The sequence below is a fragment of the Ferrovibrio sp. GW821-FHT12E11 genome, from assembly GCF_058806975.1.
In genome coordinates this window covers 173,421-194,622 of the sequence record NZ_JBXAQG010000002.1, presented here as the reverse complement: position 1 = coordinate 194,622, position 21,202 = coordinate 173,421, and the positions used below count along the sequence as shown (strand labels likewise).

Here is a 21,202-nt window from a genome sequence, read left to right as displayed (position 1 = left end):
GGCCGCACTGCCCGGTCGGGTAAGTCTCGATTACATAATCTGAGGAACGAAGGGAAACGCTCATGACGGAGTTGTGGTTCGCCATCGCCTGCGGCGGTTTGGCGTTGTTGTACGGCATCTGGACCTCACGGTCGGTGCTGGCTGAATCTGCAGGCAATGCGCGCATGCAGGAAATTGCTGCGGCGATCCAGGAAGGCGCATCCGCCTACCTCAATCGGCAGTATCGCACCATTGGCATTGTCGGCATCGTGGTTGCGATCATCTTGGCTTTCACGCTGGGCCTGAAGGTCGCCATCGGCTTTATCATCGGCGCCGTGCTGTCGGGCGCCGCCGGCTATATCGGCATGAACGTATCGGTCCGCGCCAACGTGCGCACGGCCGAAGGCGCGCGCAAGGGCATGGAGCATGCGCTCAGCATCGCCTTCAAGTCCGGCGCCGTCACCGGCATGCTGGTGGTGGGTCTCGCGCTGCTCGGCGTCGCGATCTACTACGTCGTGCTGCTGAAGATGGGCGCGCCGGTTCGTGAGATGGTCGACGCCTTGGTGGCGCTCGGCTTCGGCTCGTCGCTGATCTCGATCTTTGCCCGCCTGGGTGGCGGCATCTTCACCAAGGGCGCTGATGTCGGCGCCGACCTCGTCGGCAAGGTCGAGGCCGGTATCCCGGAAGATGACCCGCGCAATCCGGCTGTGATCGCCGACAACGTGGGCGACAATGTCGGCGACTGCGCCGGCATGGCTGCCGATCTGTTCGAGACCTATGCGGTGACCATCGTCGCCACCATGGTGCTCGCGTCGATCTACTTCGCCGCCGATGCCGCCCTGATGGCAAAGGTCATGGCCTATCCGCTGGTGATCGCAGGCGCCTGCATCATCACCTCGGTGATCGGGACGTACTTTGTCCGCCTCGGCAGCAGCCAGAATATCATGGGCGCGCTGTACAAGGGCCTGATCGTCACCGGTGTTCTGTCGGCGATCGCGCTCTGGCCGATCACCGATTACATGCTGGGCATGAAGACGACGATGACGGCGGGTACGGCAACCTTTACCGGTATGAGCCTGTTCTGGTGCGGCATCATTGGCTTGCTGGTGACGGCAGCCATCGTCTGGGCGACCGAATACTACACCAGTACGGAGTTCCGTCCGGTGCGTAGCGTCGCGCAGGCTTCGACCACGGGTCACGGCACCAACGTGATCCAGGGTCTGGCCATCTCGATGGAGGCGACGGCTGCACCGGCGCTGTTCATCGTCGTCGGCATCATCACCACCCATATGCTGGCAGGCCTGTTCGGCATTGCCATTGCGGTGACGACCATGCTGGCCCTGGCCGGTATGGTTGTGGCTCTGGATGCCTATGGTCCGGTGACCGACAATGCCGGTGGCATTGCCGAAATGTCGGATCTTCCGAAGGATGTCCGCAAGACCACCGATGCACTCGATGCGGTCGGCAACACCACCAAGGCCGTGACCAAGGGCTATGCCATCGGTTCGGCCGGTTTCGGCTCGCTGGTGCTGTTCGCCTGTTACACCGAAGATCTGAAATACTTCTTCAAGGGTGTGACAATCGACTTCTCCCTGAGCAACCCGTATGTCGTGGTTGGCCTGCTGATCGGCGGTTTGCTGCCGTATCTGTTCGGCGCCATGGGCATGACGGCGGTCGGCCGCGCGGCCGGTTCGGTCGTCGTGGAAGTGCGGCGTCAGTTCAAGGAAATCCCCGGCATCATGGAAGGCACGGCGAAGCCTGATTACTCCAAGGCTGTCGACCTGCTAACCAAGGCAGCGATCAAGGAAATGATCGTACCCAGCCTGCTGCCGGTGCTCAGCCCGATCGTGCTGTACTTCATCATCAACCTGATTGCCGGCCAGGCCGCGGCCTTTGCCGCTGTCGGTGCCATGCTGCTGGGTGTGATCGTAACGGGTATCTTCGTTGCCATCTCGATGACGGCAGGCGGCGGTGCTTGGGACAATGCCAAGAAGTACATAGAGGAAGGCCATCATGGTGGCAAGGGTTCGGATGCCCACAAGGCAGCCGTGACCGGCGACACCGTCGGCGACCCCTACAAGGATACGGCCGGTCCGGCGGTCAATCCGCTGATCAAGATCACCAACATCGTTGCGCTTCTGCTGCTCGCCATCTTGGCGCATAGCTGATCGCAACAACGGACAGGTAAGGAGAAAGGCCGGGGCAACCCGGCCTTTTTTCTTGTCCGCGTCAGACCGTCATCGCGACGGCGCTGATCGCCAGCAGGGCTGCGATCTCGGTCACCTGTTGCGTGGCCCCGAGCACATCGCCGGTATGGCCGCCGATCTGGCGCCAGGCCAGTAGGGCGATGCCCAGCGCCAGTAGGGTGGCGGCGCCCAGCACGAAGGCGAAGGCAAAACCCGGCAGCAGGATGACGGCCAGTGCGGCCGAGATCGCCGTGGCAACCAGCACCGACGGCAGCGGGACGGTACCGCTGGTTGCAGCCAGTCCATCGCTGCGGGCCGCCGGCAGTGCATACCAGACAAAGGCCATGGCTGCCCGGGACACCGCGCCTGCCGTAACCAGTGCAATGATAATGGCACTGGTATGGCTGACGGTCTCGTCCATCTCGTCGGTTACCGACAGCAGGTTGGTCGCCAGCTCCTGCAGCGCTGTGAAGCGCAGGCCGAAGGCCAGCAGCAGGGCCACGACGCCGTAAGTGCCGATGCGACTGTCGCGCATGATCGCCAGTTTATGGTTGCGGTCGCGGCCGCCGCCGAAACCGTCGGCCGTGTCGGCCAGGCCATCTTCGTGAAGGGCACCGGTGACCAGCACCTGCCAGGCGATCGCCAGCAGGGCGGCACTGGCGATGCCAAGGCTGAGCCGGTTGGCGATCAGGAAGATGACGCCACCGCCCAGGCCGACCAGGACTCCCACCAGGGGAAAGATCCAGGCCGCGCGTGCGACATCCGTCCCCATCGGCTGACTGCCGCGTGGCATGGGCAGCCGGGTGAGCAGCATCAGGGCGAGCCTGAGGTCGCCGAACCAGCGCTGGCGGCTGCTGGGTTGTTGAGACGGGGCGGCGGGGTCTGGATCAGACATGGTTCGTTGCGATTAAGAGTTTCGTGGCTTATAGCACGCAGGCAACAGGACGCGAAGCGGGGCCAGGCTGACAAAACCATGACCGAATCATTCCGGGACTTTGCGGCCATCCGCGCTGTTGTGCAGAACCTGCCGTTGCCCGATGCGACGGCCGTATCCGTTGCGCGGCAGCGGGACGCGGAGTTGACCAAGCCTGCCGGCGCGCTGGCGCGGCTGGAGGACTGCATCCTGCATCTGGCGGGCTGGCAGCGTTGCAGTACGCCCCGGCTTGAGCAGGTGCGCATTCTGATCTTCGCTGGCAATCATGGGGTGGCCGCCCGCGGCGTCTCGGCCTATCCCGCCGATGTCACCGTGCAGATGGTTGCCAATTTCGAAAACGGCGGCGCGGCGATCAATCAGCTGGCCAAACTCCATGGCGCGAGTCTGTCGGTGACGGCCCTGGATCTTGAAAATCCGACGGCCGACTTCACCATAGCGCCGGCGATGAGCGAGGCGGATTGCCTACGGGCGATCAACCGTGGCGTCGAGGCTGCGTCTGCTGCCGAAGCCGATCTGTTGATTCTCGGTGAGATGGGGATCGGCAATACCACTGTGGCAGCGGCTCTGGCTGCAGCGCTGTATGGTGGCGATGCGGCAAGCTGGGTCGGACCTGGCACGGGCGTCACCGGCCCGGCGCTTGTGCACAAGATTGCTGCCGTTGATGCCGCGCTGAAATTCCATGGTGAAGCGCTGCAAGACCCGCTGGAAGCGCTGCGTCGGGTTGGTGGTCGTGAATTGGCGGCCCTGTTCGGTGCGCTGCTTGCTGCACGACTGCGCGGAATACCCGTTCTGCTCGACGGATTTGTCGTCGGTGCTGCCGCGGCGGTTCTGGGGCGTTTATCCGACGCGGGGCTGGCGCATTGCCTTGCCGGCCATGTCTCGGCCGAGCCTGGCCACCGCCGCCTGCTGAATGTGCTGGGACAGGTGCCGTTGCTCGATCTCGGTATGCGGTTGGGTGAGGGATCGGGCGCGGCTGTTGCGCTCGGCGTTCTGAAAGCGGCGGTTGCCTGTCACGCTGGCATGGCCACCTTTGCCGAGGCCCAGGTCAGCAGTCGCCGTTAGCGACCGACGCCCGAGGTCGGCGCTGTCGTACTGGAATTGAAGCGGCCAAGATTGCCGAACAGCTGCTCCAGGAACGTCATCTCCTTGCCGCGGGTCGGCGTTTCGCGATCGACGAAGGCGATCTGCTTGCCGTCCTTCAGGCCATAGCGCTTGATCTCCTTGACGCGATTGTCCTTGTCGAAGGAAATCGCCAGCACCTGCTGATCGATCAGTTCCGGCGCCAGGAACGCAACCGTCTCGGTTTCGCTGGAGATGTAATAGTAGGTGGTGCCCCAGTCGGGGAATGTGGAGATCGTGGACGGCGAGCCGAGCAGGGCGCCAACCTGCGCTTCCGTGCTGGTGCCTACGGCGACCAGCTTCAGCTTGTCTTCGTCGATGGCGGTGCCGCGATAATCCTGTCGCGGCGCGCAGGCCGTGATTGCCAGGAGCAGCAGGGCGACAAAGGCCGTTCCGTAAAGACGTATCGACATGGCTGAAGACTCGCTATAACGCGGGCCGCATATTATCTTCACCGGCCCCGAAACGCAAACGACCGCGGTCCCACCCCGTGATTTGCAAAGCGCGTGCAGATGCTTAATCGACTTATCTCATTCTTCAACAAAAGCCCGGCCAGCGATGGGGCCATAGCCCTGTACCGGCAGATCGTCCAGCAGGCGCGGCAGCCGGACTTCTACCTGCGCCATGCGGTTCCCGACAGTCTGGATGGCCGCTTCGACATGATCGTCATGCATGCGTTCCTCACCATGCGTCGGCTGAAGCGGATTGCCGATCCGGCCGCCCAGAGGTTGAGCCAGCAGCTGTTCGACCTGTTGTTCGCCGATATGGACAGCAACCTCCGTGAAATCGGGGTCGGCGACCTGGGCGTGGGCAAGCGGGTGAAGAAAATGGCGCAGGCCTTCTATGGCCGCGTGGAAGCCTATGAAACCGGCCTCACGGCCGAGGACAGGCAGGTGCTGGCCGAGGCACTGGGCCGCAATCTCTACGGCACGGTCCAGGCCCCGGCCGCCGCAATGGCGGCAATGGCCGATTATCTCTACCGCGCCGATCGGGCCCTGACCGCCCAGCCGGACGCGGAGATTCTCTCCGGAAAGCCGGCTTTTCCAGAAATTATATAGCTTTGGCAAATGCTTAACGGGCAGTTGACCGACTGGCCGCTTGCTCTTATGGTCCGCCGCCTTGATGGCCGGGCATGAATCGGGCCGGTCGGAAGAGGGTTTGCCGTGTCGAAAGACGGGATTGGCAAGGAATTCAGCCATATCGTCGACCTCGATCGGGTAGGTCCGCAGGGCCTGCCGGTCAGGCTCGAAGCTGACGAAGCGGCCTGCCGGGCTCTGGCCCAGCGGATGCAGATTCCGGCGGTACTGGCCTTGAAGGCCGAGCTCCGGGTTTTGCCCGAGCCGGGACTGCAGGGTCACTACCGGCTGAAGGGACGGCTGGACGCCGAGGTGGAGCAGACCTGCATCGCCTCGCTGGAGCCGGTCCGGCAGCAAATCAGCGAGGCTTTTCAGCGGCTGTTTGCTCCGGCGGTCAGTCTGAAGCCGGCAGCGGCGCTGGCCGATGACGAAGCGGAGCTGCTGGACCCCGATGCCGAAGATCCGGCCGATCCGATCACGGATGGTCAGGTCGATATTGGCGAGGTGGTGGCCGAGGAACTGGCCCTGTCACTGGATCCCTATCCGCGTAAATCGGATGCGGATCTGCCGGCAGGGTACAAGCCGGATGCGGATGTCGGGGCGAAAGTCAGCCCCTTCGCCGTCCTGGCAAAGCTGAAAAAGGATTGAGGCGAAAGAGCTTGGTCCCCGGGCGCGCCGAGAGTATATAGGCGGGGATTTTGGGGCAGGCGGATCGCGACCGCCGCCCAGGCATTACTGAGAGAGACTGTATCATGGCTGTTCCGAAGAAGAAGAAGTCCAAGTCGAAGCGCGACATGGGTCGTTCGCATCACGCGCTTGCCCCGACCACTCATATGGAGTGCTCGAATTGCGGCGAGCTGAAGCGCCCCCATCACGTCTGCGGCGCTTGCGGCCATTACGATGGCCGTGAAGTGGTGGCCAAGACGGCCGCTGCCTGAATCTGATGCTGAACGGTTAAGGGCAACGGTGTGACCGCGGCCTTTACCATCGCGCTCGATGCCATGGGGGGAGATCATGCCCCCGATATGGTCATCAAGGGCGCCGCAGCCATTCTGCCGCGATTTCCGCAGGTCAAGTTCCTTCTGTTCGGCGATGCCGCACGGATAGAACCTCTGCTGCGCCAATTTCCGGCGCTGAAGGACCGTTGCGAGCTACGCCATACCGCCGAGAAGGTGGGCAGCGAAGACAAGCCGAGCCAGGCCCTGCGCCGTGGCCGCAACACCAGCATGCGTCTTGCCATCGACACGGTGGCAAGCGGTGAAGCCCAGGCCATCGTATCGGCCGGCAATACCGGTGCGCTGATGGCGATGGCGAAGTTCGTGCTGCGCATGTTGCCCGGTATCGAGCGGCCTGCGATTGCCTCTTTCCTGCCGACCATGAAGGGCGAGACCGTTGTGCTCGACCTCGGCGCCAATGTGGAATGTGATGCGCGCAACCTGGTGCAGTTCGCTGTCATGGGCGCCAACCTTGCACACTCAGCACTTGGCCGGCATCGCCCGCGCGTGGGCCTGCTCAATGTCGGCGTCGAAGAGCTGAAGGGCCACGACGAAGTGCGCGGCGCCGCCGAGCTGCTGCGCAATGTCGCCAATCCGCCGTTCGAATTTGTCGGCTTCGTCGAGGGCGACGACATCACCAAAGGCGAGACCGATGTGATCGTCACCGACGGTTTCACCGGCAATATCGCGCTCAAGACCGCAGAAGGCACCGCAAAGCTGATGGCCACGCTGCTGCGCGCGGCGTTCCAGCGCTCGCTTCTGACCAAGCTGGGGTATCTGCTGGCGCGGTCAGGCCTTGCCATGCTGCGCGACCGCATGGATCCACGCTTTTACAACGGCGGCGTGCTGCTCGGTCTGAACGGCATCGCGGTCAAAAGCCACGGCGGTACCGATGATGTCGGTTTCGCGGCGGCACTGGAAGTTGCCATCGATATGGCGCAGGATCGCCTGATCGATCGCATTAAGGCAGACTTCTCAGGCGCCTTTGCGGAATCGCTGGCGGCGCAGACCGCCCAGAACGAACAACAAGTGGCGAGTGCGGGGATATAATGATTCGCTCTGTCGTGGCGGGAGTTGGCAGTTACCTGCCGGAGCGGATATTGACCAATGCCGATCTTGCCAAGATGGTCGACACCACGGATGAGTGGATCGTCGAGCGCACCGGAATCAAACAGCGCCATATCGCCGCCGAGGGCGAGAAGACCTCCGACCTCGCCCTGAAGGCGGCCGAGGCTGCGCTGAAGCATGCCGGCCTCACGGCGCAGGATGTCGACCTGATCGTGCTGGCCACCGCCACGCCGGACGAAACCTTCCCGGCGACGGCATGCCGTGTCCAGGCCGCGCTTGGCATGACGAAGGGCTTTGCCTTCGACGTGCAGGCGGTCTGCTCGGGTTTCATTTATGCGCTCGCTACCGCCGACAACTTCATCAAGGCCGGGCAGGCCAAGACTGCTGTCGTCATTGGTGCTGAAACCTTTTCGCGCATCATCGACTGGACCGACCGCACCACCTGCGTGCTGTTCGCCGATGGCGCCGGCGCCCTTGTGCTGAAAGCGGAAGAGTCTGCCGGTACCAACGAAGATCGCGGCGTGCTGACCACGCATCTGCATTCCGACGGTCGCCATCATGACCTGCTCTATGTCGATGGCGGCCCGTCCAGCACCCAGACTACCGGCCATCTGCGCATGCTGGGCAAGGAAGTGTTCCGTCATGCGGTGGTCAATCTCGCCGATGTGGTGAAGGAAACGCTCGCCGCCGTCGACATGAAGACCGAGCAGATCGACTGGCTGGTGCCGCACCAGGCCAACAAACGGATCATTGACGGCACCGCCCGCAAGCTCGGCCTGAGCACCGACAAGGTGGTGCTGACGGTCGACCGCCATGGCAACACCTCGGCCGCCTCGGTGCCGCTGGCCCTGGCTGAAGCCGCCCATGACGGCCGTATCAAGCGCGGCGATGTGCTGCTGCTGGAGGCCATGGGCGGCGGTTTCACCTGGGGCAGCGCCCTGGTCCGCTGGTAATTTCATTTCAAAGTAGCAATACCCGGCCCAAGGCCCCGATTCGACACGGCTCTTCGGCCAAGGTCTTGTTGACGCCTGCTTGGGCTTAAGTTAGCGTGCCTGCTATAAAATTTAATAATTAGGGGCGTTGGCGATGAGCGATAATACCCTGACCCGGGCGCAACTCAGCGAAGCGATCTACCAGGAGGTGGGTCTGTCTCGCAGTGAGTCGGCCCAGCTGGTCGAAACGGTGCTGAACGAGATTATCGACAGCCTGATCGCCGACCATATGGTCAAGATCTCGTCCTTCGGCACCTTCCAGGTCCGCTCCAAGGGCGGCCGCATGGGCCGCAACCCCAAGACCGGCCAGGAAGTGCCGATTGATCCGCGCAAGGTGCTGGTGTTTCGCGCCAGCCATGTGCTGAAGGAAAAGATCAACGCCGGCATGCATGCCGCCTCGCAGCAGGCCAAGACCGGCGCCTGATTACACCTGTGCCGTGAGCCATGGCCGACCAGCCTGAATCCCAGGACAAGACCGCCAGGAGCAAGACGGGGTCCGCTTTCCGCACGATCGGCGAAGTGGCCGAGACGCTGGGCCTGCCGCAGCATGTGCTGCGCTTCTGGGAGAAGAAATTCCACCAGATCCGCCCGGTGAAGCGCAATGGCGGCCGCCGTTACTACCGCGTTGAGGATATCGCGCTCTTAAGCGAAATCCGCACCCTGCTGCACGACCAGGGCTACACCATCAAGGGTGTGCAGAAGCTGCTGCGCGAGGGCGGCCTGGCCAAGGCGGTGCGGGCGCGGGCCCAGAACGAGAAGATGCTGGGCGAGAAGAAAGCAACACCAGCGACCGAAGCACCCGCCAGGAAGGTCGCCGATACGCGCCAGATCGGCATGCCCTTCGACTTGCTCAACGATATGGGCAGCATGAAACAGGCGCTGAAAACCTGCCTGAAAGAGCTGGAATCGATCCACGCCGATATCGTAGCGCGCCAGAATCGCTGAAAGCGCGATTCAACCCAATACATTTCAATAGTTTAGTGGGCCAGTCATAGATAAAGCCGGTCCGATTGAGTCCTGTTCGGGACCAATTCGATCCGATGCGGAGCCAATTGCGTCCAGTTCAGAGCCAGTTCGGGCCAAGTCCGTCCAGTTGAAGGCCAATTGAGTCCCATTCTGTCCCGATGCAGGAATGGCATACGGATTCACGATGTTCGACAGCAAAAACGGCTGCGAATGAAATGGGAACAGCGCTCTGCAAATCAAGATGTCCTGCGGAATTACAGCGCGTTCCGTCACTGGATTCCCAAGGGGTTGGCGCAGTTGCGCCTGCATGGGGCGGTGGCTATAGTGCGCGCCGCTTCGCCGCGCCGCCTGCTTACCCGGCCGCGCAGCAAAGCCCGGTCGGACTGTAGCGCAGTCTGGTAGCGCACTTGTCTGGGGGACAAGGGGTCGTGGGTTCAAATCCCGCCAGTCCGACCATTTCTTTCCATCTCTGAAAACCCGAATCCGTCAGGCCTGCAACTGCTCTTCGGCGAGTTGGGGCAGGTGCCAGACCTCGTGTTCGACCAGGATGCCGACTTCGTCGCGCCACCAGGCTTCATCCCGGGTGCGCCGGTCAGAATGGCGGTTTTCGGTCCTGCGCTCAGAAACGGTGCTGATCATGGCGATGCCCTCTCTGTACGGACGGGGTTGCATGACCAGCCTAACCGGGCGGGACGGGTGGGCGTTCCGCTGCACTGCGGGATGTCTCGCGGATGCCACAAGGCCACAGCCGTTTCACAGGTAAAATACCGGAGGCAGTGGAATACAACCGCACCACCACCTATGCGTCAGTCAAAAATTAACCATAACCACGTTCCACTGGTCTCAGGCAGTTATGGGGATGACGGTGGAACAGCAGACGACGGTGCAGGACGCATCCATTCACCTCGGCGAGCGGGACGACTTTGTCGCCCTGCGTGCCACGGATGGCATGCTGATGATCGATCTGGTGGGCGCACCGGATGGCGAGCAGATCTATCTCGGCATGCAGGAAGGCTATGCGCGTGGCTGGATCACCACCTCGATGCCCACCCTGGTGGATGTCTCGGCATTCCGCGGCAATATCAACTGGGCGGCAATCAAGGCGGTCAGCAAGCTGGCCGACTGGGGGCGCGGCAACAGGGAGCCGTCGCGCGTCGCCTATGTGAGCGGCGATCCGATCTTCGCCCTGGTGGTGAAGGCAGTGAGCGCCATGTTCCCGAACTCGCGTCACTGCATGTTTCCCGATCGCCAGACGGCGCTGGACTGGCTGCACAGCGTGCAGCATTAGAGGCTTGATCCGCCTTGCTTTTTTGCAGCCCTGAGCCACGCGGAAACAGGGCGCGATACTTGCATTTGAAGCATCCCCGGCTATAGTCCGCGTCTCTCGCTGGCGGCAGGTTTGCCGCCTGGCTGCACATACACGATACAGATACGACAGGGAGCCTTTCATGCTGATTTCCGAGGCCTATGCGCAGGCGGCCGGTGGCACCACCGACATGCTGACCTCGCTGCTGCCGCTGGTCCTGATTTTCGTTGTCTTCTACTTCCTGCTGATCCGTCCGCAGCAGAAGAAGATGAAAGACCACAAGGCGATGATTGAGGCCGTGCGTCGCGGCGACGTGGTCACCACGGCCGGCGGCATCGTCGGCAAGGTGATCAAGGTTCAGGAAGACGGCCTGGTCCAGATCGAGATCGCCGAAGGCGTCAAGGTCAAGGTCATCAAGGGCACCATCGGCGAAGTCCGCTCCAAGGGCGGCGACACCGACGCCGAAGAGAAGACCGAAGCCAAGGCCGGCTGATTTTTCAATGACTGCGAACGGCGCCGATGGTTTCGGCGCCGTTCGTTCTTGAACGACACGCCATTTCCGAACGACACGACCGCTTGCCCCGCTTCGTCGGGCAGCCTCTGACGGTGTAACGACCATGATGTATTTCGCGCCCTGGAAGATTGCGCTGATCGCTCTGGCCTGCCTGGCCAGCGTGATCCTGAGCATCCCGAGCTTCTTCTCGGCCGCAACCGTGGCAAGCTGGCCCAACTGGCTGCCCAAGCGCCAGATCAGCCTCGGCCTCGATCTGCGCGGTGGCGCGCATCTGCTGCTGGAAGTGGATACCAGCGTGGTGCTGCGCGAGCGCCTGGAAGCCGTGGTTGAAGGGGCGCGCAATGAACTGCGCACCGCACGTATCGGCTATACCTCGCTGGGTGTTTCCGGCAGCAACAGCGTGGCTGTGCGTCTGCGCGATCCGGCCCAGACCGAGCAGGCGCGCCAGCTGCTGACCAAGCTGGGCAATCCCGTGCAGAGCACCGCCGGCCTCGGCTTCGGCGCCACGCAGACCGATCTGCAGGTATCGGCCACGCCGGACGGCCAGATCCGCATGACGCTGTCGGAAGCCGCGCTGGTCGAGCGCGCCCGTAACGCCGTGACACAATCCATTGAAATCGTCCGCCGCCGTATCGACCAGACCGGCGTGTCGGAACCCACCATCCAGCGTCAGGGCGACAGCCGCATCCTGGTCCAGCTGCCCGGCGTGGGTGATCCGCAGCGCATCAAGACGCTGGTCGGCACCACCGCGAAGCTGACCTTCCGCATGGTCGACACCAATGCCGATCCGAATGCGCCGGCGCCGCCGGGCTCGGAAATCCTGGAAGGCGACAAGGGCCGCGGCGAACGCTATGTCGTGAAGCGCAAGGTTGAGGTTGCCGGCGATAATCTGGTGGATGCCCAGCCGGGCTACGACCAGCGCGGCGGTCAGCCCATCGTCTCCTTCCGCTTCGATACCACCGGCGGCAAGCGCTTTGCCGAGATCACCCAGCAATCCGTGGGCCAGCCCTTTGCCATTGTGCTCGACAACAAGGTGCTGAGCGCGCCGGTGATCCGCGAGCCGATCCTGGGCGGCTCGGGTCAGATCAGCGGCAACTTCACCGTGGCTGAAGCCAACGATCTTTCCGTGCTGCTGCGTGCCGGCGCCCTGCCGGCGCCGCTGAAAGTGGTGGAGGAACGCACTGTCGGTCCCGACCTGGGCGAGGATTCGATCCGTGCCGGCCTGATCTCGATTGCCGTCGCTGCCGCGCTGGTCGTGGTCTACATGGTGCTGGCCTATGGCCTGTTCGGCCTGTTCGCCGATGTGGCGCTGCTGGTCAACCTGGTGATGACGCTGGCCGCCATGTCGCTGCTGCAGGCGACCCTGACGCTGCCCGGCATCGCCGGCCTGCTGCTGACGCTAGGCATGTCGGTCGACGCCAACGTGCTGATCAACGAGCGCATCCGCGAAGAAGTGAAAATGGGCAAGTCGCCGATGGCGGCGATGTCGGCCGGCTTCAGCCGCGCCTTCAGCACCATCTTCGATGCCAACGTCACCACGCTGATCAAGATGGCGCTGCTCTATTCGCTGGGCTCCGGCACGGTGAAGGGCTTTGCCGTCACCATCTCGATCGGCATTCTCACCTCGATGTTCACTGCCACCGTCCTCGTTCGCCTGATGATGGTGACCTGGCTGCGCCAGCGTCGTCCGACGCTGCTGCCGGTGTAAGGAGGCGACCGTTATGTACAAGCTTCGTCTGATCCCGGACAACACCGCCTATCCCTTCATGAAGGGCCGCGTCATCGGACTGGCCGTTTCGGCCTTCCTGTCGGTGATCTCGGTCGTCCTGTTCTTCTATCCGGGCCTGAATTACGGCATCGACTTCAAGGGCGGCATCGTGATCGAGGCCCGCCTGCAGCAGCCGGCCGATTTCCCGGCGCTGCGCGGCCTGATCGGCAACCTGAATCTCGGTCATTCGGCGTTGCAGCAGTTCGGCGGGCCGAACGATGTGCTGATCCGTCTGGAGCGCCAGGGCACGGAAGACTCTGCCGCGCAGCAAGCTGCCGACAAGGTGCGCGTTGCGCTGACGCAGGCCTATCCGGGCACCGAAATCCGCCGCGTGGAAGCGGTGGGCGCATCCGTGTCGGAAGGCCTGTTCCGCGATGGCATGCTGGCCATGGGTCTGGCGCTGGTCGCCATGCTGATCTACATCTGGTTCCGCTTTGAATGGCAGTTCGGCATCGGCGCCATCGCCACTCTGGTGCTCGACGTCACCAAGACCATCGGCTTCTACGTGGTGACCGACATCCAGTTCAATCTGGTGGCCATTGCCGCGGTGCTGACCGTGATGGGCTTCTCGGTCAACGACAAGGTGGTGGTCTATGACCGCGTGCGCGAGAACCTGCGCAAGTACAAGTCGCTGCCGCTACGCGAACTTATCGACAAGAGCATCAACGAGACGCTGAACCGCACGGTCAACACCTCGCTGACCGTGTTCCTCTCGACCATCCCGCTGGCCCTGTTCGGCGGCGAGGCGGTGCGCGAATTCGCGCTGGTGCTGCTGTTCGGCATCGTGCTGGCGACCTCGTCCTCGATCTTCATCGCCGCACCGATCCTGCTGTTCCTGGGCGAGAACCGCCTGCGTCGCGGCCAGCCGGCCGAGCAGGCCGAAGCCAAGGCCGCCGCGCAGCGGCCATAAGGGGCGCGCGGAGCGAGCGGCGTCATGGACCTGCTGCCGCGCATTCCCGGCGACCGCCAGGTCATCAATGCCTATGGCGATGGCGGCTTCCGCATCTCCGGCAAGCACTGGACGGAATCCGTGCTGGTGTTCCCGACCCAGACGCTGGCCTGGGGCATCACCGATATCAAAGAGATGACGCTGGCTTCGCTGGAGCCGGTCTTCGCTATCGCCGGCGAGGTGGAGATCCTGCTGCTCGGCTGCGGTCCGGGCATGGTCTTCATCGACAAGGCGCTGCGCGCCGAGGTGCGCAAGCGTGGCCCGGTGATCGAGACGCTGGACACCGGCGCCGCCTGCCGCACCTACAATCTTCTCATGGGCGAGAGCCGCCGGGTGGCGGCGGCGCTGATCCCGGTCTGACCGGCGGGTTCACGCAGGTAAAGAAAAAGGGCGGCCCGCAAAGGCCGCCCTCGTTCGTTTTGAAAGGCTGTCGCCTTACCAGGCGCCGCCATTCTGCTGCGCGACCATGCAGTACAGCATCGGGATCGACAGCATGAAGTTGGTGCGCGAGCCCAGCATGGCCATGCGGGCCGCCTTGGCCTTCGACGCATCGTCGGTCGGCACGATGCCCAGCGCCTTCTTCTGGTTCGGCCAGATGACGAACCAGACATTGGCGGCCATGAACAGGCCGAGCCACATGCCGATACCGATGGTGCGGCTGCCTTCCTGCAGGGCCAGCGCCTGATGGCCGTAGCCGTTCAGGAAGGCCAGGATCAGGCCGGTGATGACCGTGGCGAGCGCCGCCCAGCGGAACCAGAACAGCGCCTCGGGGGCGATGAACTTGCCCACGGCGGGCTTCAGCTCGGCCGGGATCTTCGGCATGGTGGGGATCTGCACGAAGTTGAAGTACCACAGCAGGCCGATCCACAGGATGCCCGAGAGGACATGCAGCCAGCGGAAGAAGAAGCTGACGAAGGCAGCATCGAAGCTGCGGTGGACAAGGAAGAACAGCACCAGCGCCAGGACGACGCCGGCGCCGAGCGCCTTGTAGAGGTTTTCCAGAATCTTTGCCATGATGCGGGTCCTTATTGTTCTTGTTCAGGCGTTGCTGGTTATGCTGGTCCGCAGCCGGGGCCCTCGGGGACGAGGGCGAGGGAAGGAACGAATCGATTACCCATGTCTGCGCGCAACAGCCCTGATTCGCTGCGCTGAAGTTATCACAAAACCGCTAGTCCGGAATGACCGAATCGCCTGATGACCATTGCGCCCGCGAGTTGCGCCGGCTGGACCCTGACCGCTGGCTGAGTGCGCTGTTCGCACCGGATGCCCGGCGGGCAGGCCTGTTCGCGCTCTACGCGTTCAACAGCGAGATCGCCCGCGCCCGCGAAACCGTCACCCAACCCATGATCGGCCAGATCCGCCTGCAATGGTGGCGCGAGGCCTGGGAGGGTATCCGCGCCGGCACGCCGCGGCAGCATCCCGTTGTACTGGCGCTGCATGCCCATTGCCGTGGTTTGGATATGGAACAGGCGCTGGCGCTGATCGACGGGCGCGAACGCGACATGGACGAAGCGCCGCTCGCCGACATGGCGGCGCTGCTGGACTATGCCGCCGCGACCTCGGTGCCGCTGATGCGGCTGGCGGCACAGCAGCTCGGCGCAACGATAGATGACAGCATCCTGCAGCCGGCGGCCACGGCCTATGCGCTGACCGGCATCCTGCGCGCGACACCGCATCTGATCGCGCAGCGCCGCATCCTGCTGCCGGCCAGTCTGCTCGGCGCCCATGGTATTTCGCCCGATGCGGTGATCCAGACCGATGTGAGCGCCAAGCTGCCGGCCGTGCTCGCCGAGATCGCGGGTGAGGCCAAACGACTGCTGGCTGCCGCAAGGCAGGGAACGTCATCGCGCCAGGCTTTGCCGGCGCTGCTGCCGGCAAAACTGGCCGGCCTGCATCTGAAGGCGCTGGAACAGTGCGGCTACGATCCGATGATGGCCGAGGCGCGTGTTACGCCGCTGCGCAAACAGATGGCACTGCTCTGGGCCTCGTTGCGCGGCCGGATCTAGGCGGCAGCGGCCGCGGCGCCGCCAAGCCAGCTCCCGAGATCGGCCAGCGCGCGACGGCTCAGGACTTTCTTGCGTTCGCTTTTATGCACGTCCTCGCCGACCGGCGGGAACAGGCCGAAATTCACATTCATCGGCTGGAAGTGCTTGGCATCGGCGCCACCGGTGATGTGGCTGTGCAGCGCGCCGAGCGCCGTGGTCGGCGGCGGCGGCGTCTGTTCGCTGCCCAGGCGCTGGCTTGCCGCCATGCGGCCGGCGATCAGGCCTATAGCTGTGCTTTCGACATAGCCCTCTACGCCGGTGACCTGGCCGGCGAAACGCAGCCGCGGCATCGCCTTCAGGCGCAGCTGCGTGTCGAGCAGCTTGGGCGAGTTGAGGAAGGTGTTGCGGTGGATGCCGCCGAGCCGGGCGAATTGCGCATTCTCCAGGCCGGGGATCATGCGGAAGATGCGGGTCTGCTCGCCATGCTTCATCTTGGTCTGGAAGCCGACCATGTTGTAGAGCGTGCCGAGCTTGTTGTCCTGGCGCAGCTGCACGACCGCATAGGGTTTGCGGCCGGTTTTCGGATCGGTCAGGCCGACCGGCTTCATCGGACCGAAGGTCAGCGTGCGCGGGCCGCGCTCCGCCATCACCTCGATCGGCAGGCAGCCCTCGAAATAGGGCGTGTTCTTTTCCCACTCTTTAAACTCTGTCTTTTCCGCAGCGAGCAGCGCCGCATGGAATTCGAGGTAGTTGGGTTTCTCGAAGGGGCAGTTGATGTAATCGGCACCATCACCGGCGGGTCCCACCTTGTCGTAGCGCGACTGGAACCAGGCTTTGTCCATGTCGATGCTGTCTTTGTGGATGATCGGCGCGATGGCATCGAAGAAGGCCAGGCTCTGCAGGCCGGTGAGCTGGCCCACGGCTTCGGCCAAAGCGGGCGAGGTGAGCGGCCCGGTGGCGACGATCACGCTGTCCCAGTCCGCCGGCGGCAGGCCGGCGATCTCGCCGCGTTCCAGCGTGATCAGCGGCTCGGCTTCGATGGCCTTGTGCACCTCGCCGGAAAAGACATCGCGGTCGACGGCGAGGGCGCCACCGGCCGGCACTTTCGCCACTTCAGCGGCCCGCATGATCAGCGAATTGCAACGCCGCAGTTCTTCATGCAGCAGCCCGACGGCATTGCCTTCCACATCGTCGGAGCGGAAGGAATTTGAGCAGACCAGCTCGGCCAGGTTGTCGGTGTGATGGGCATCGGTCTTGCGGATCGGCCGCATCTCGTGCAGCACCACCGGCACGCCCAGGCGCGAAACCTGCCAGGCGGCTTCCGAGCCGGCGAGCCCGCCGCCGATGATGTGGATGGGCTTAATCTGCGTCATGCAACATCTCCTCGAGCGCGGCGACGCTGCCGGCGCTCAGTATCTTCATGGCAATGGCCTGGCTGAAGCCGCGACGCGCCAGCGCGCCGAGATCCTTCTGCTTCATGGTCCGGCGTTCTTCGGCGTCCATCCGATATGGCCCCAGCTTGCGTTTGCGGGCGAAGGCGGCGGCCGCCGGCAGGTCGGAGACCGGTGCATCCGCTTCATCCTGCAGGCGCTCGAAAGCGGCAGCCACATCGTCCTGCGCCACGCCTTTGACGGCCAGCGTCTGCTTGATGCGGCCAAGCGACTTGCCCTCGGCATAGAGCCGCCGCACCCGGCCTTCGGCATATTTGCGGTCGTCCAGCAGGTTGAGCCGCTGCAGCTTGGCCAGCAGGGCTACGATCCATTGCACCGCCTCTTCGGCTGTCGGCGCGCCATGTTCGGCAATCGAGCGCCGCACCTTGCGGCCCAGCACCCGGCGGAGATTCTCCGCCGAACTGCTGTAGCGTTCGAGATAGAACAGGGCGGCCTTTTCCAGATAGTCCGGCGTGATCTTTTTCGGGACCTTGCGCGGACGCGGCGGCACGGATGGCCTCAGGCCACCAGCTTGGCGATGCCGGCCAGCGCGATCTGGGAATCTTCGCTGGACTTCACGCCCGACACGCCGACGGCGCCGATGCAGATGCCGTCCACGATGATCGGTTCGCCGCCTTCCAGCAGCACCATGTCGCTGACAGCGGCCGCGGTCAGGAAGGCGGTGCGGCCGTTGCCGATCACCTCTTCCAGGCCCTTGGTCGGCTTGCGCGCATAGGCGGCCGCCTTGGCCTTGCCCTGGCTGATATAGGTCGACTGGGTCGGCGCGCCGTCGAGACGCTGGAAATGCAGCAGATGGCCGCCGTCATCGGCAATGGCGATGCTGACCTTCCAGTTGTTCTTCATAGCTTCGGCTTCGGCGCCGGCGGCAATGGCCTGGACGTCGGACAGGGTGAGGGCCTTGCGGGTAATCATCGACAGGTGCTTCCTTGTTTTATTCCGCCGCGGCGCGGCCGACTTTTTTCGAGGCCGGCGCAGCCGAACGCTGCGCCGCCGGTTTCAGATACTCTTTCAGATACTGGCCTGTATAGCTGTCCTTGACCTTGGCCACGTCTTCCGGTGTGCCCTGGGCGACCACACGGCCACCACCGCTGCCGCCTTCGGGGCCCATATCGACGATCCAGTCGGCGGTCTTGATCACTTCGAGATTGTGCTCGATCACGATCATTGTGTTGCCGGAATCGACCAGCGTGTGCAGCACTTCGAGCAGCTTGCGCACATCCTCGAAATGCAGGCCGGTGGTCGGCTCATCGAGGATATAGAGCGTGCGCCCGGTGGCGCGCTTGGACAGTTCCTTGGCCAGCTTGACGCGCTGCGCCTCGCCGCCCGACAGCGTGGTGGCCGACTGGCCGATCTTGATATAGCCGAGGCCGACCTTTTCCAGCGTCTCCAGCTTGTCGCGGATGGTCGGCACGGCCTTGAAGAAGGCTGCACCGTCCTCCACCGTCATGTCGAGCACATCGGCAATCGACTTGTCGCGATAGTGGATTTCCAGCGTCTCGCGGTTGTAGCGCTTGCCTTTACAGACGTCGCATTGCACGTAGACGTCGGGCAGGAAGTGCATCTCGATCTTGATCAGGCCATCGCCCTGGCAGGCTTCGCAGCGGCCGCCCTTGACGTTGAACGAGAAACGGCCAGGCGCATAGCCGCGCGTCTTGGCTTCCGGCAGGCCGGCGAACCAGTCACGGATTGGGCCGAAGGCGCCGGTATAGGTGGCGGGGTTGGAGCGCGGCGTGCGGCCGATGGGCGACTGGTCGATATCGACGATCTTGTCGAGCCATTCCAGACCCTCGATCCGCTCATGCGAACCCGGAATCTCGCGACTGTTGTTGAGCTTGCGCGAGATTGCCTTGAACAGCGTCTCGATGGTCAGCGTCGACTTGCCGCCGCCGGACACGCCGGTGACGCAGGTGAAGATGCCGAGCGGAAAGTCGACCGAGATATTCTGCAGGTTGTTGGCTTTCGCCCCGATCACCTTGATCTGCTTATTGGCGACGCGCTTGCGGCGCTGCTTCGGGATGGCGACCGATTTCGCACCGGTCAGATACTGGCCGGTGACGGATTTCTTCGACCGCATGATATCGTCGGGCGTGCCCTGGGCGATGATTTCGCCGCCATGTACGCCGGCTGCCGGGCCCATGTCGATGACATAATCCGCCTGGCGGATCGCTTCCTCGTCATGTTCGACCACCAGCACCGAATTGCCGATATCGCGCAGATGGACCAGCGTCTCCAGCAGCTTGGCGTTGTCGCGCTGATGCAGGCCGATGGAGGGCTCGTCCAGCACGTAGAGCACGCCGGTCAGGCCGGAGCCGATCTGCGAGGCCAGACGGATACGCTGGCTTTCGCCGCCCGACAGCGTACCTGATGAACGGGCCATCGACAGGTAATCGAGGCCGACATTGACCAGGAAGCCGAGGCGGTCGTTGATTTCCTTGAGGATGCGCGCGGCGATATCCTTTTCCTTGGGCTTCAGCTTTTTGGTCAGGTCGAGAAACCACTGGCGCGCATCGAGGATCGAGTATTCGCAGACCTGGCCGATATTCATGCCGCCGACCTTGACCGCCAGGGCTTCCGGCTTGAGGCGGTAGCCGTTGCAGGTCTCGCAGGAGGTGGCGGACTGGTAGCGCGACAGTTCCTCGCGGATCATGTCGGACTCAGTCTCGCGCCAGCGACGTTCGAGATTGGGCAGAACGCCTTCGAACGGCCGCTTCACCGTATAGGTGCGCATGCCGTCGTCGTAGGAGATCGGCACGATATCGTCGCCCGAACCCTGCAGGATGGCGTTGCGGGTCTTGACCGGCAGCTCCTTCCATTTGGTGTTCAGCGAGAATTTGTAGAATTTCGCCAGACCTTCCAGGGTCTGCAGGTAGTAGGGCGAGGGCGTGGCGGCGCGCGACCACGGCACGATCGCGCCCTCACGCAGCGATATGCTTTCCTCCGGCACCACCATGGCGGCGTCGAAATACATCTTCGAGCCGAGGCCGTCGCAGGTGGGGCAGGCGCCATGGGGACTATTGAACGAGAACAGCCGCGGCTCGATCTCTTCGATGGTGAATCCGGATACCGGGCAGGCGAACTTGGCCGAAAAGATCGTGCGCTCATCCTTGTCGGCATTCTCGGCAAAGGCGATGCCGTCGGCGAGATTCAGCGCCGTCTCGATGGAATCCGCGAGGCGGGTCTTGATGTCGCTGCGGACAACAACACGGTCGACCACCACTTCGATATCGTGTTTCAGCTTCTTGTTGAGCGCCGGCACTTCGCCGATCTCGAACAGCTTGCCGTCGACCTTGACGCGCTGGAAGCCGCGCTTCTGCAGGTCCTGCAATTCCTTGCGATACTCGCCCTTGCGGCCGCGTACGATGGGGGCCAGCAGCAGCAGGCGGGTGCCTTCCGGCATCGCCAGCACGCGGTCCACCATCTGGCTCACGGTCTGGCTCTCGATCGGCAGGCCGGTGGCGGGCGAGTAGGGCACGCCGATACGGGCATAGAGCAGGCGCAGATAGTCGTAGATTTCGGTAACGGTGCCGACGGTCGAGCGCGGGTTTTTCGAGGTGGTTTTCTGCTCGATGGAGATCGCGGGGCTGAGGCCGTCGATGTGATCTACATCGGGCTTCTGCATCAGCTCCAGGAACTGGCGCGCATAGGCCGAAAGCGATTCGACATAGCGCCTCTGGCCCTCGGCATAGATCGTGTCGAAGGCAAGCGACGACTTGCCCGAGCCGGACAGGCCGGTCAGCACGACCAGCTTGTCACGGGGGATGTCGACATCGACATTCTTCAGATTGTGCTCGCGGGCGCCGCGGACGGAAATGAACTTCTGCATGGATTTACGCCGGTCTCTGGGGGTGCCGATTATTGCGCTTTACGGGACAGTTGTTCACTATACCCGCCTGTTATATTATAGGATCAGTTCA

The 21,202-nt window shown here is 63.4% G+C and carries 23 protein-coding genes and 1 tRNA gene; 16 read left to right on the top strand and 8 right to left on the bottom strand.

Annotated elements, in window-relative coordinates:
- Positions 1–62: 62 nt before the first annotated feature.
- On the top strand, positions 63–2,147 hold the full coding sequence (locus AC1ROT_RS21050) for a sodium-translocating pyrophosphatase (RefSeq protein WP_492973027.1): 2,085 nt from the start codon (positions 63–65) through the stop codon (positions 2,145–2,147).
- Between the two features lie 61 nt (positions 2,148–2,208).
- On the opposite strand, the gene cobS is transcribed toward AC1ROT_RS21050, so the two are convergent.
- On the bottom strand, positions 2,209–3,060 hold the full coding sequence (gene cobS, locus AC1ROT_RS21045; RefSeq protein WP_492973026.1) for an adenosylcobinamide-GDP ribazoletransferase: 852 nt from the start codon (positions 3,058–3,060) through the stop codon (positions 2,209–2,211).
- 78 nt (positions 3,061–3,138) lie between these two features.
- On the opposite strand from cobS, the gene cobT reads away from it, so the two are divergent.
- Positions 3,139–4,161 (top strand): nicotinate-nucleotide--dimethylbenzimidazole phosphoribosyltransferase, encoded by a 1,023-nt coding sequence (gene cobT, locus AC1ROT_RS21040; protein WP_492973025.1) that lies wholly within the window; start codon positions 3,139–3,141, stop codon positions 4,159–4,161.
- Here the strand turns inward: cobT and AC1ROT_RS21035 are convergent.
- Entirely contained in the window at positions 4,158–4,631 is a 474-nt protein-coding gene (locus tag AC1ROT_RS21035; protein ID WP_493001457.1) for an outer membrane protein assembly factor BamE, read from the bottom strand. The genes cobT and AC1ROT_RS21035 overlap by 4 nt on opposite strands.
- Positions 4,632–4,730: 99 nt before the next feature.
- Here AC1ROT_RS21035 and AC1ROT_RS21030 point away from each other — a divergent pair, with 99 nt between their 5' ends.
- The 8 genes from AC1ROT_RS21030 to AC1ROT_RS20995 all read left to right on the top strand — a co-directional run bounded on the left by AC1ROT_RS21030 (position 4,731) and on the right by AC1ROT_RS20995 (position 9,771).
- Positions 4,731–5,276 carry a ubiquinol-cytochrome C chaperone family protein gene (locus AC1ROT_RS21030; RefSeq protein ID WP_493001456.1) on the top strand — a complete coding sequence of 182 codons (546 nt, stop codon included), beginning with the start codon at positions 4,731–4,733 and terminating at the stop codon, positions 5,274–5,276.
- Positions 5,277–5,381: 105 nt separating this feature from the next.
- A complete protein-coding gene (locus tag AC1ROT_RS21025) occupies positions 5,382–5,942 on the top strand; it encodes a YceD family protein (protein ID WP_492973022.1) in 561 nt (186 codons plus the stop codon).
- A 104-nt stretch (positions 5,943–6,046) separates the two neighbouring features.
- On the top strand, positions 6,047–6,232 hold the full coding sequence (rpmF, locus tag AC1ROT_RS21020; protein ID WP_492973021.1) for a 50S ribosomal protein L32: 186 nt from the start codon (positions 6,047–6,049) through the stop codon (positions 6,230–6,232).
- Between the two features lie 30 nt (positions 6,233–6,262).
- The gene (gene plsX / locus AC1ROT_RS21015; RefSeq protein ID WP_492973020.1) at positions 6,263–7,339 is read left to right on the top strand and encodes a phosphate acyltransferase PlsX; all 1,077 of its coding nucleotides are present in this window, start codon (positions 6,263–6,265) and stop codon (positions 7,337–7,339) included.
- Positions 7,336–8,310: a beta-ketoacyl-ACP synthase III gene (locus AC1ROT_RS21010; RefSeq protein ID WP_493001717.1), complete on the top strand. Its 975-nt coding sequence runs from the start codon at positions 7,336–7,338 to the stop codon at positions 8,308–8,310. The genes plsX and AC1ROT_RS21010 overlap by 4 nt, the downstream gene beginning before the upstream one ends.
- A 133-nt stretch (positions 8,311–8,443) precedes the next feature.
- A complete protein-coding gene (locus tag AC1ROT_RS21005) occupies positions 8,444–8,773 on the top strand; it encodes an integration host factor subunit alpha (RefSeq protein ID WP_493001454.1) in 330 nt (109 codons plus the stop codon).
- 20 nt (positions 8,774–8,793) lie between these two features.
- On the top strand, positions 8,794–9,294 hold the full coding sequence (locus AC1ROT_RS21000) for a MerR family transcriptional regulator (protein ID WP_493001452.1): 501 nt from the start codon (positions 8,794–8,796) through the stop codon (positions 9,292–9,294).
- 400 nt (positions 9,295–9,694) lie between these two features.
- Positions 9,695–9,771: transfer RNA gene (locus AC1ROT_RS20995), tRNA-Pro, on the top strand.
- Positions 9,772–9,801: 30 nt separating this feature from the next.
- Here AC1ROT_RS20995 and AC1ROT_RS20990 read toward each other — a convergent pair.
- The gene (locus AC1ROT_RS20990; protein WP_493001451.1) at positions 9,802–9,954 is read right to left on the bottom strand and encodes a hypothetical protein; all 153 of its coding nucleotides are present in this window, start codon (positions 9,952–9,954) and stop codon (positions 9,802–9,804) included.
- Positions 9,955–10,180: 226 nt separating this feature from the next.
- On the opposite strand from AC1ROT_RS20990, the gene AC1ROT_RS20985 reads away from it, so the two are divergent.
- The 5 genes from AC1ROT_RS20985 (at position 10,181) to AC1ROT_RS20965 (ending at position 14,212) form a co-directional block, all read left to right on the top strand.
- Positions 10,181–10,603 (top strand): hypothetical protein, encoded by a 423-nt coding sequence (locus tag AC1ROT_RS20985; protein ID WP_493001449.1) that lies wholly within the window; start codon positions 10,181–10,183, stop codon positions 10,601–10,603.
- A 160-nt stretch (positions 10,604–10,763) separates the two neighbouring features.
- Positions 10,764–11,114, top strand: a complete 351-nt coding sequence (gene yajC, locus AC1ROT_RS20980) for a preprotein translocase subunit YajC (RefSeq protein WP_492973015.1) — start codon at positions 10,764–10,766, stop codon at positions 11,112–11,114.
- A 124-nt stretch (positions 11,115–11,238) separates the two neighbouring features.
- Positions 11,239–12,843 carry a protein translocase subunit SecD gene (gene secD, locus AC1ROT_RS20975; RefSeq protein WP_492973014.1) on the top strand — a complete coding sequence of 535 codons (1,605 nt, stop codon included), beginning with the start codon at positions 11,239–11,241 and terminating at the stop codon, positions 12,841–12,843.
- Between the two features lie 13 nt (positions 12,844–12,856).
- Positions 12,857–13,813 carry a protein translocase subunit SecF gene (secF, locus tag AC1ROT_RS20970; protein WP_492973013.1) on the top strand — a complete coding sequence of 319 codons (957 nt, stop codon included), beginning with the start codon at positions 12,857–12,859 and terminating at the stop codon, positions 13,811–13,813.
- Positions 13,814–13,837: 24 nt separating this feature from the next.
- Positions 13,838–14,212 carry an Mth938-like domain-containing protein gene (locus AC1ROT_RS20965; protein ID WP_493001447.1) on the top strand — a complete coding sequence of 125 codons (375 nt, stop codon included), beginning with the start codon at positions 13,838–13,840 and terminating at the stop codon, positions 14,210–14,212.
- A gap of 75 nt (positions 14,213–14,287) precedes the next feature.
- Here the strand turns inward: AC1ROT_RS20965 and AC1ROT_RS20960 are convergent, their stop codons facing one another.
- A complete protein-coding gene (locus AC1ROT_RS20960; protein WP_492973011.1) occupies positions 14,288–14,866 on the bottom strand; it encodes a urate hydroxylase PuuD in 579 nt (192 codons plus the stop codon).
- A gap of 164 nt (positions 14,867–15,030) precedes the next feature.
- Here AC1ROT_RS20960 and AC1ROT_RS20955 point away from each other — a divergent pair, with 164 nt between their 5' ends.
- On the top strand, positions 15,031–15,858 hold the full coding sequence (locus AC1ROT_RS20955; protein WP_492973010.1) for a phytoene/squalene synthase family protein: 828 nt from the start codon (positions 15,031–15,033) through the stop codon (positions 15,856–15,858).
- Here the strand turns inward: AC1ROT_RS20955 and trmFO are convergent.
- The 4 genes from trmFO to uvrA are packed head-to-tail and all read right to left on the bottom strand — an operon-like array spanning position 15,855 to position 21,111.
- Entirely contained in the window at positions 15,855–17,210 is a 1,356-nt protein-coding gene (gene trmFO / locus AC1ROT_RS20950) for a methylenetetrahydrofolate--tRNA-(uracil(54)-C(5))-methyltransferase (FADH(2)-oxidizing) TrmFO (protein WP_493001445.1), read from the bottom strand. The genes AC1ROT_RS20955 and trmFO overlap by 4 nt on opposite strands.
- Complete coding sequence (locus tag AC1ROT_RS20945; protein ID WP_493001443.1) at positions 17,197–17,778, bottom strand: regulatory protein RecX; 582 nt, start codon at positions 17,776–17,778, stop codon at positions 17,197–17,199. Before AC1ROT_RS20945 ends, trmFO begins: the two co-directional genes overlap by 14 nt.
- Positions 17,779–17,786: 8 nt before the next feature.
- Complete coding sequence (locus tag AC1ROT_RS20940) at positions 17,787–18,200, bottom strand: GlcG/HbpS family heme-binding protein (RefSeq protein WP_493001442.1); 414 nt, start codon at positions 18,198–18,200, stop codon at positions 17,787–17,789.
- Positions 18,201–18,219: 19 nt separating this feature from the next.
- Complete coding sequence (gene uvrA, locus AC1ROT_RS20935; RefSeq protein ID WP_493001440.1) at positions 18,220–21,111, bottom strand: excinuclease ABC subunit UvrA; 2,892 nt, start codon at positions 21,109–21,111, stop codon at positions 18,220–18,222.
- Positions 21,112–21,202 lie beyond the last annotated feature (91 nt).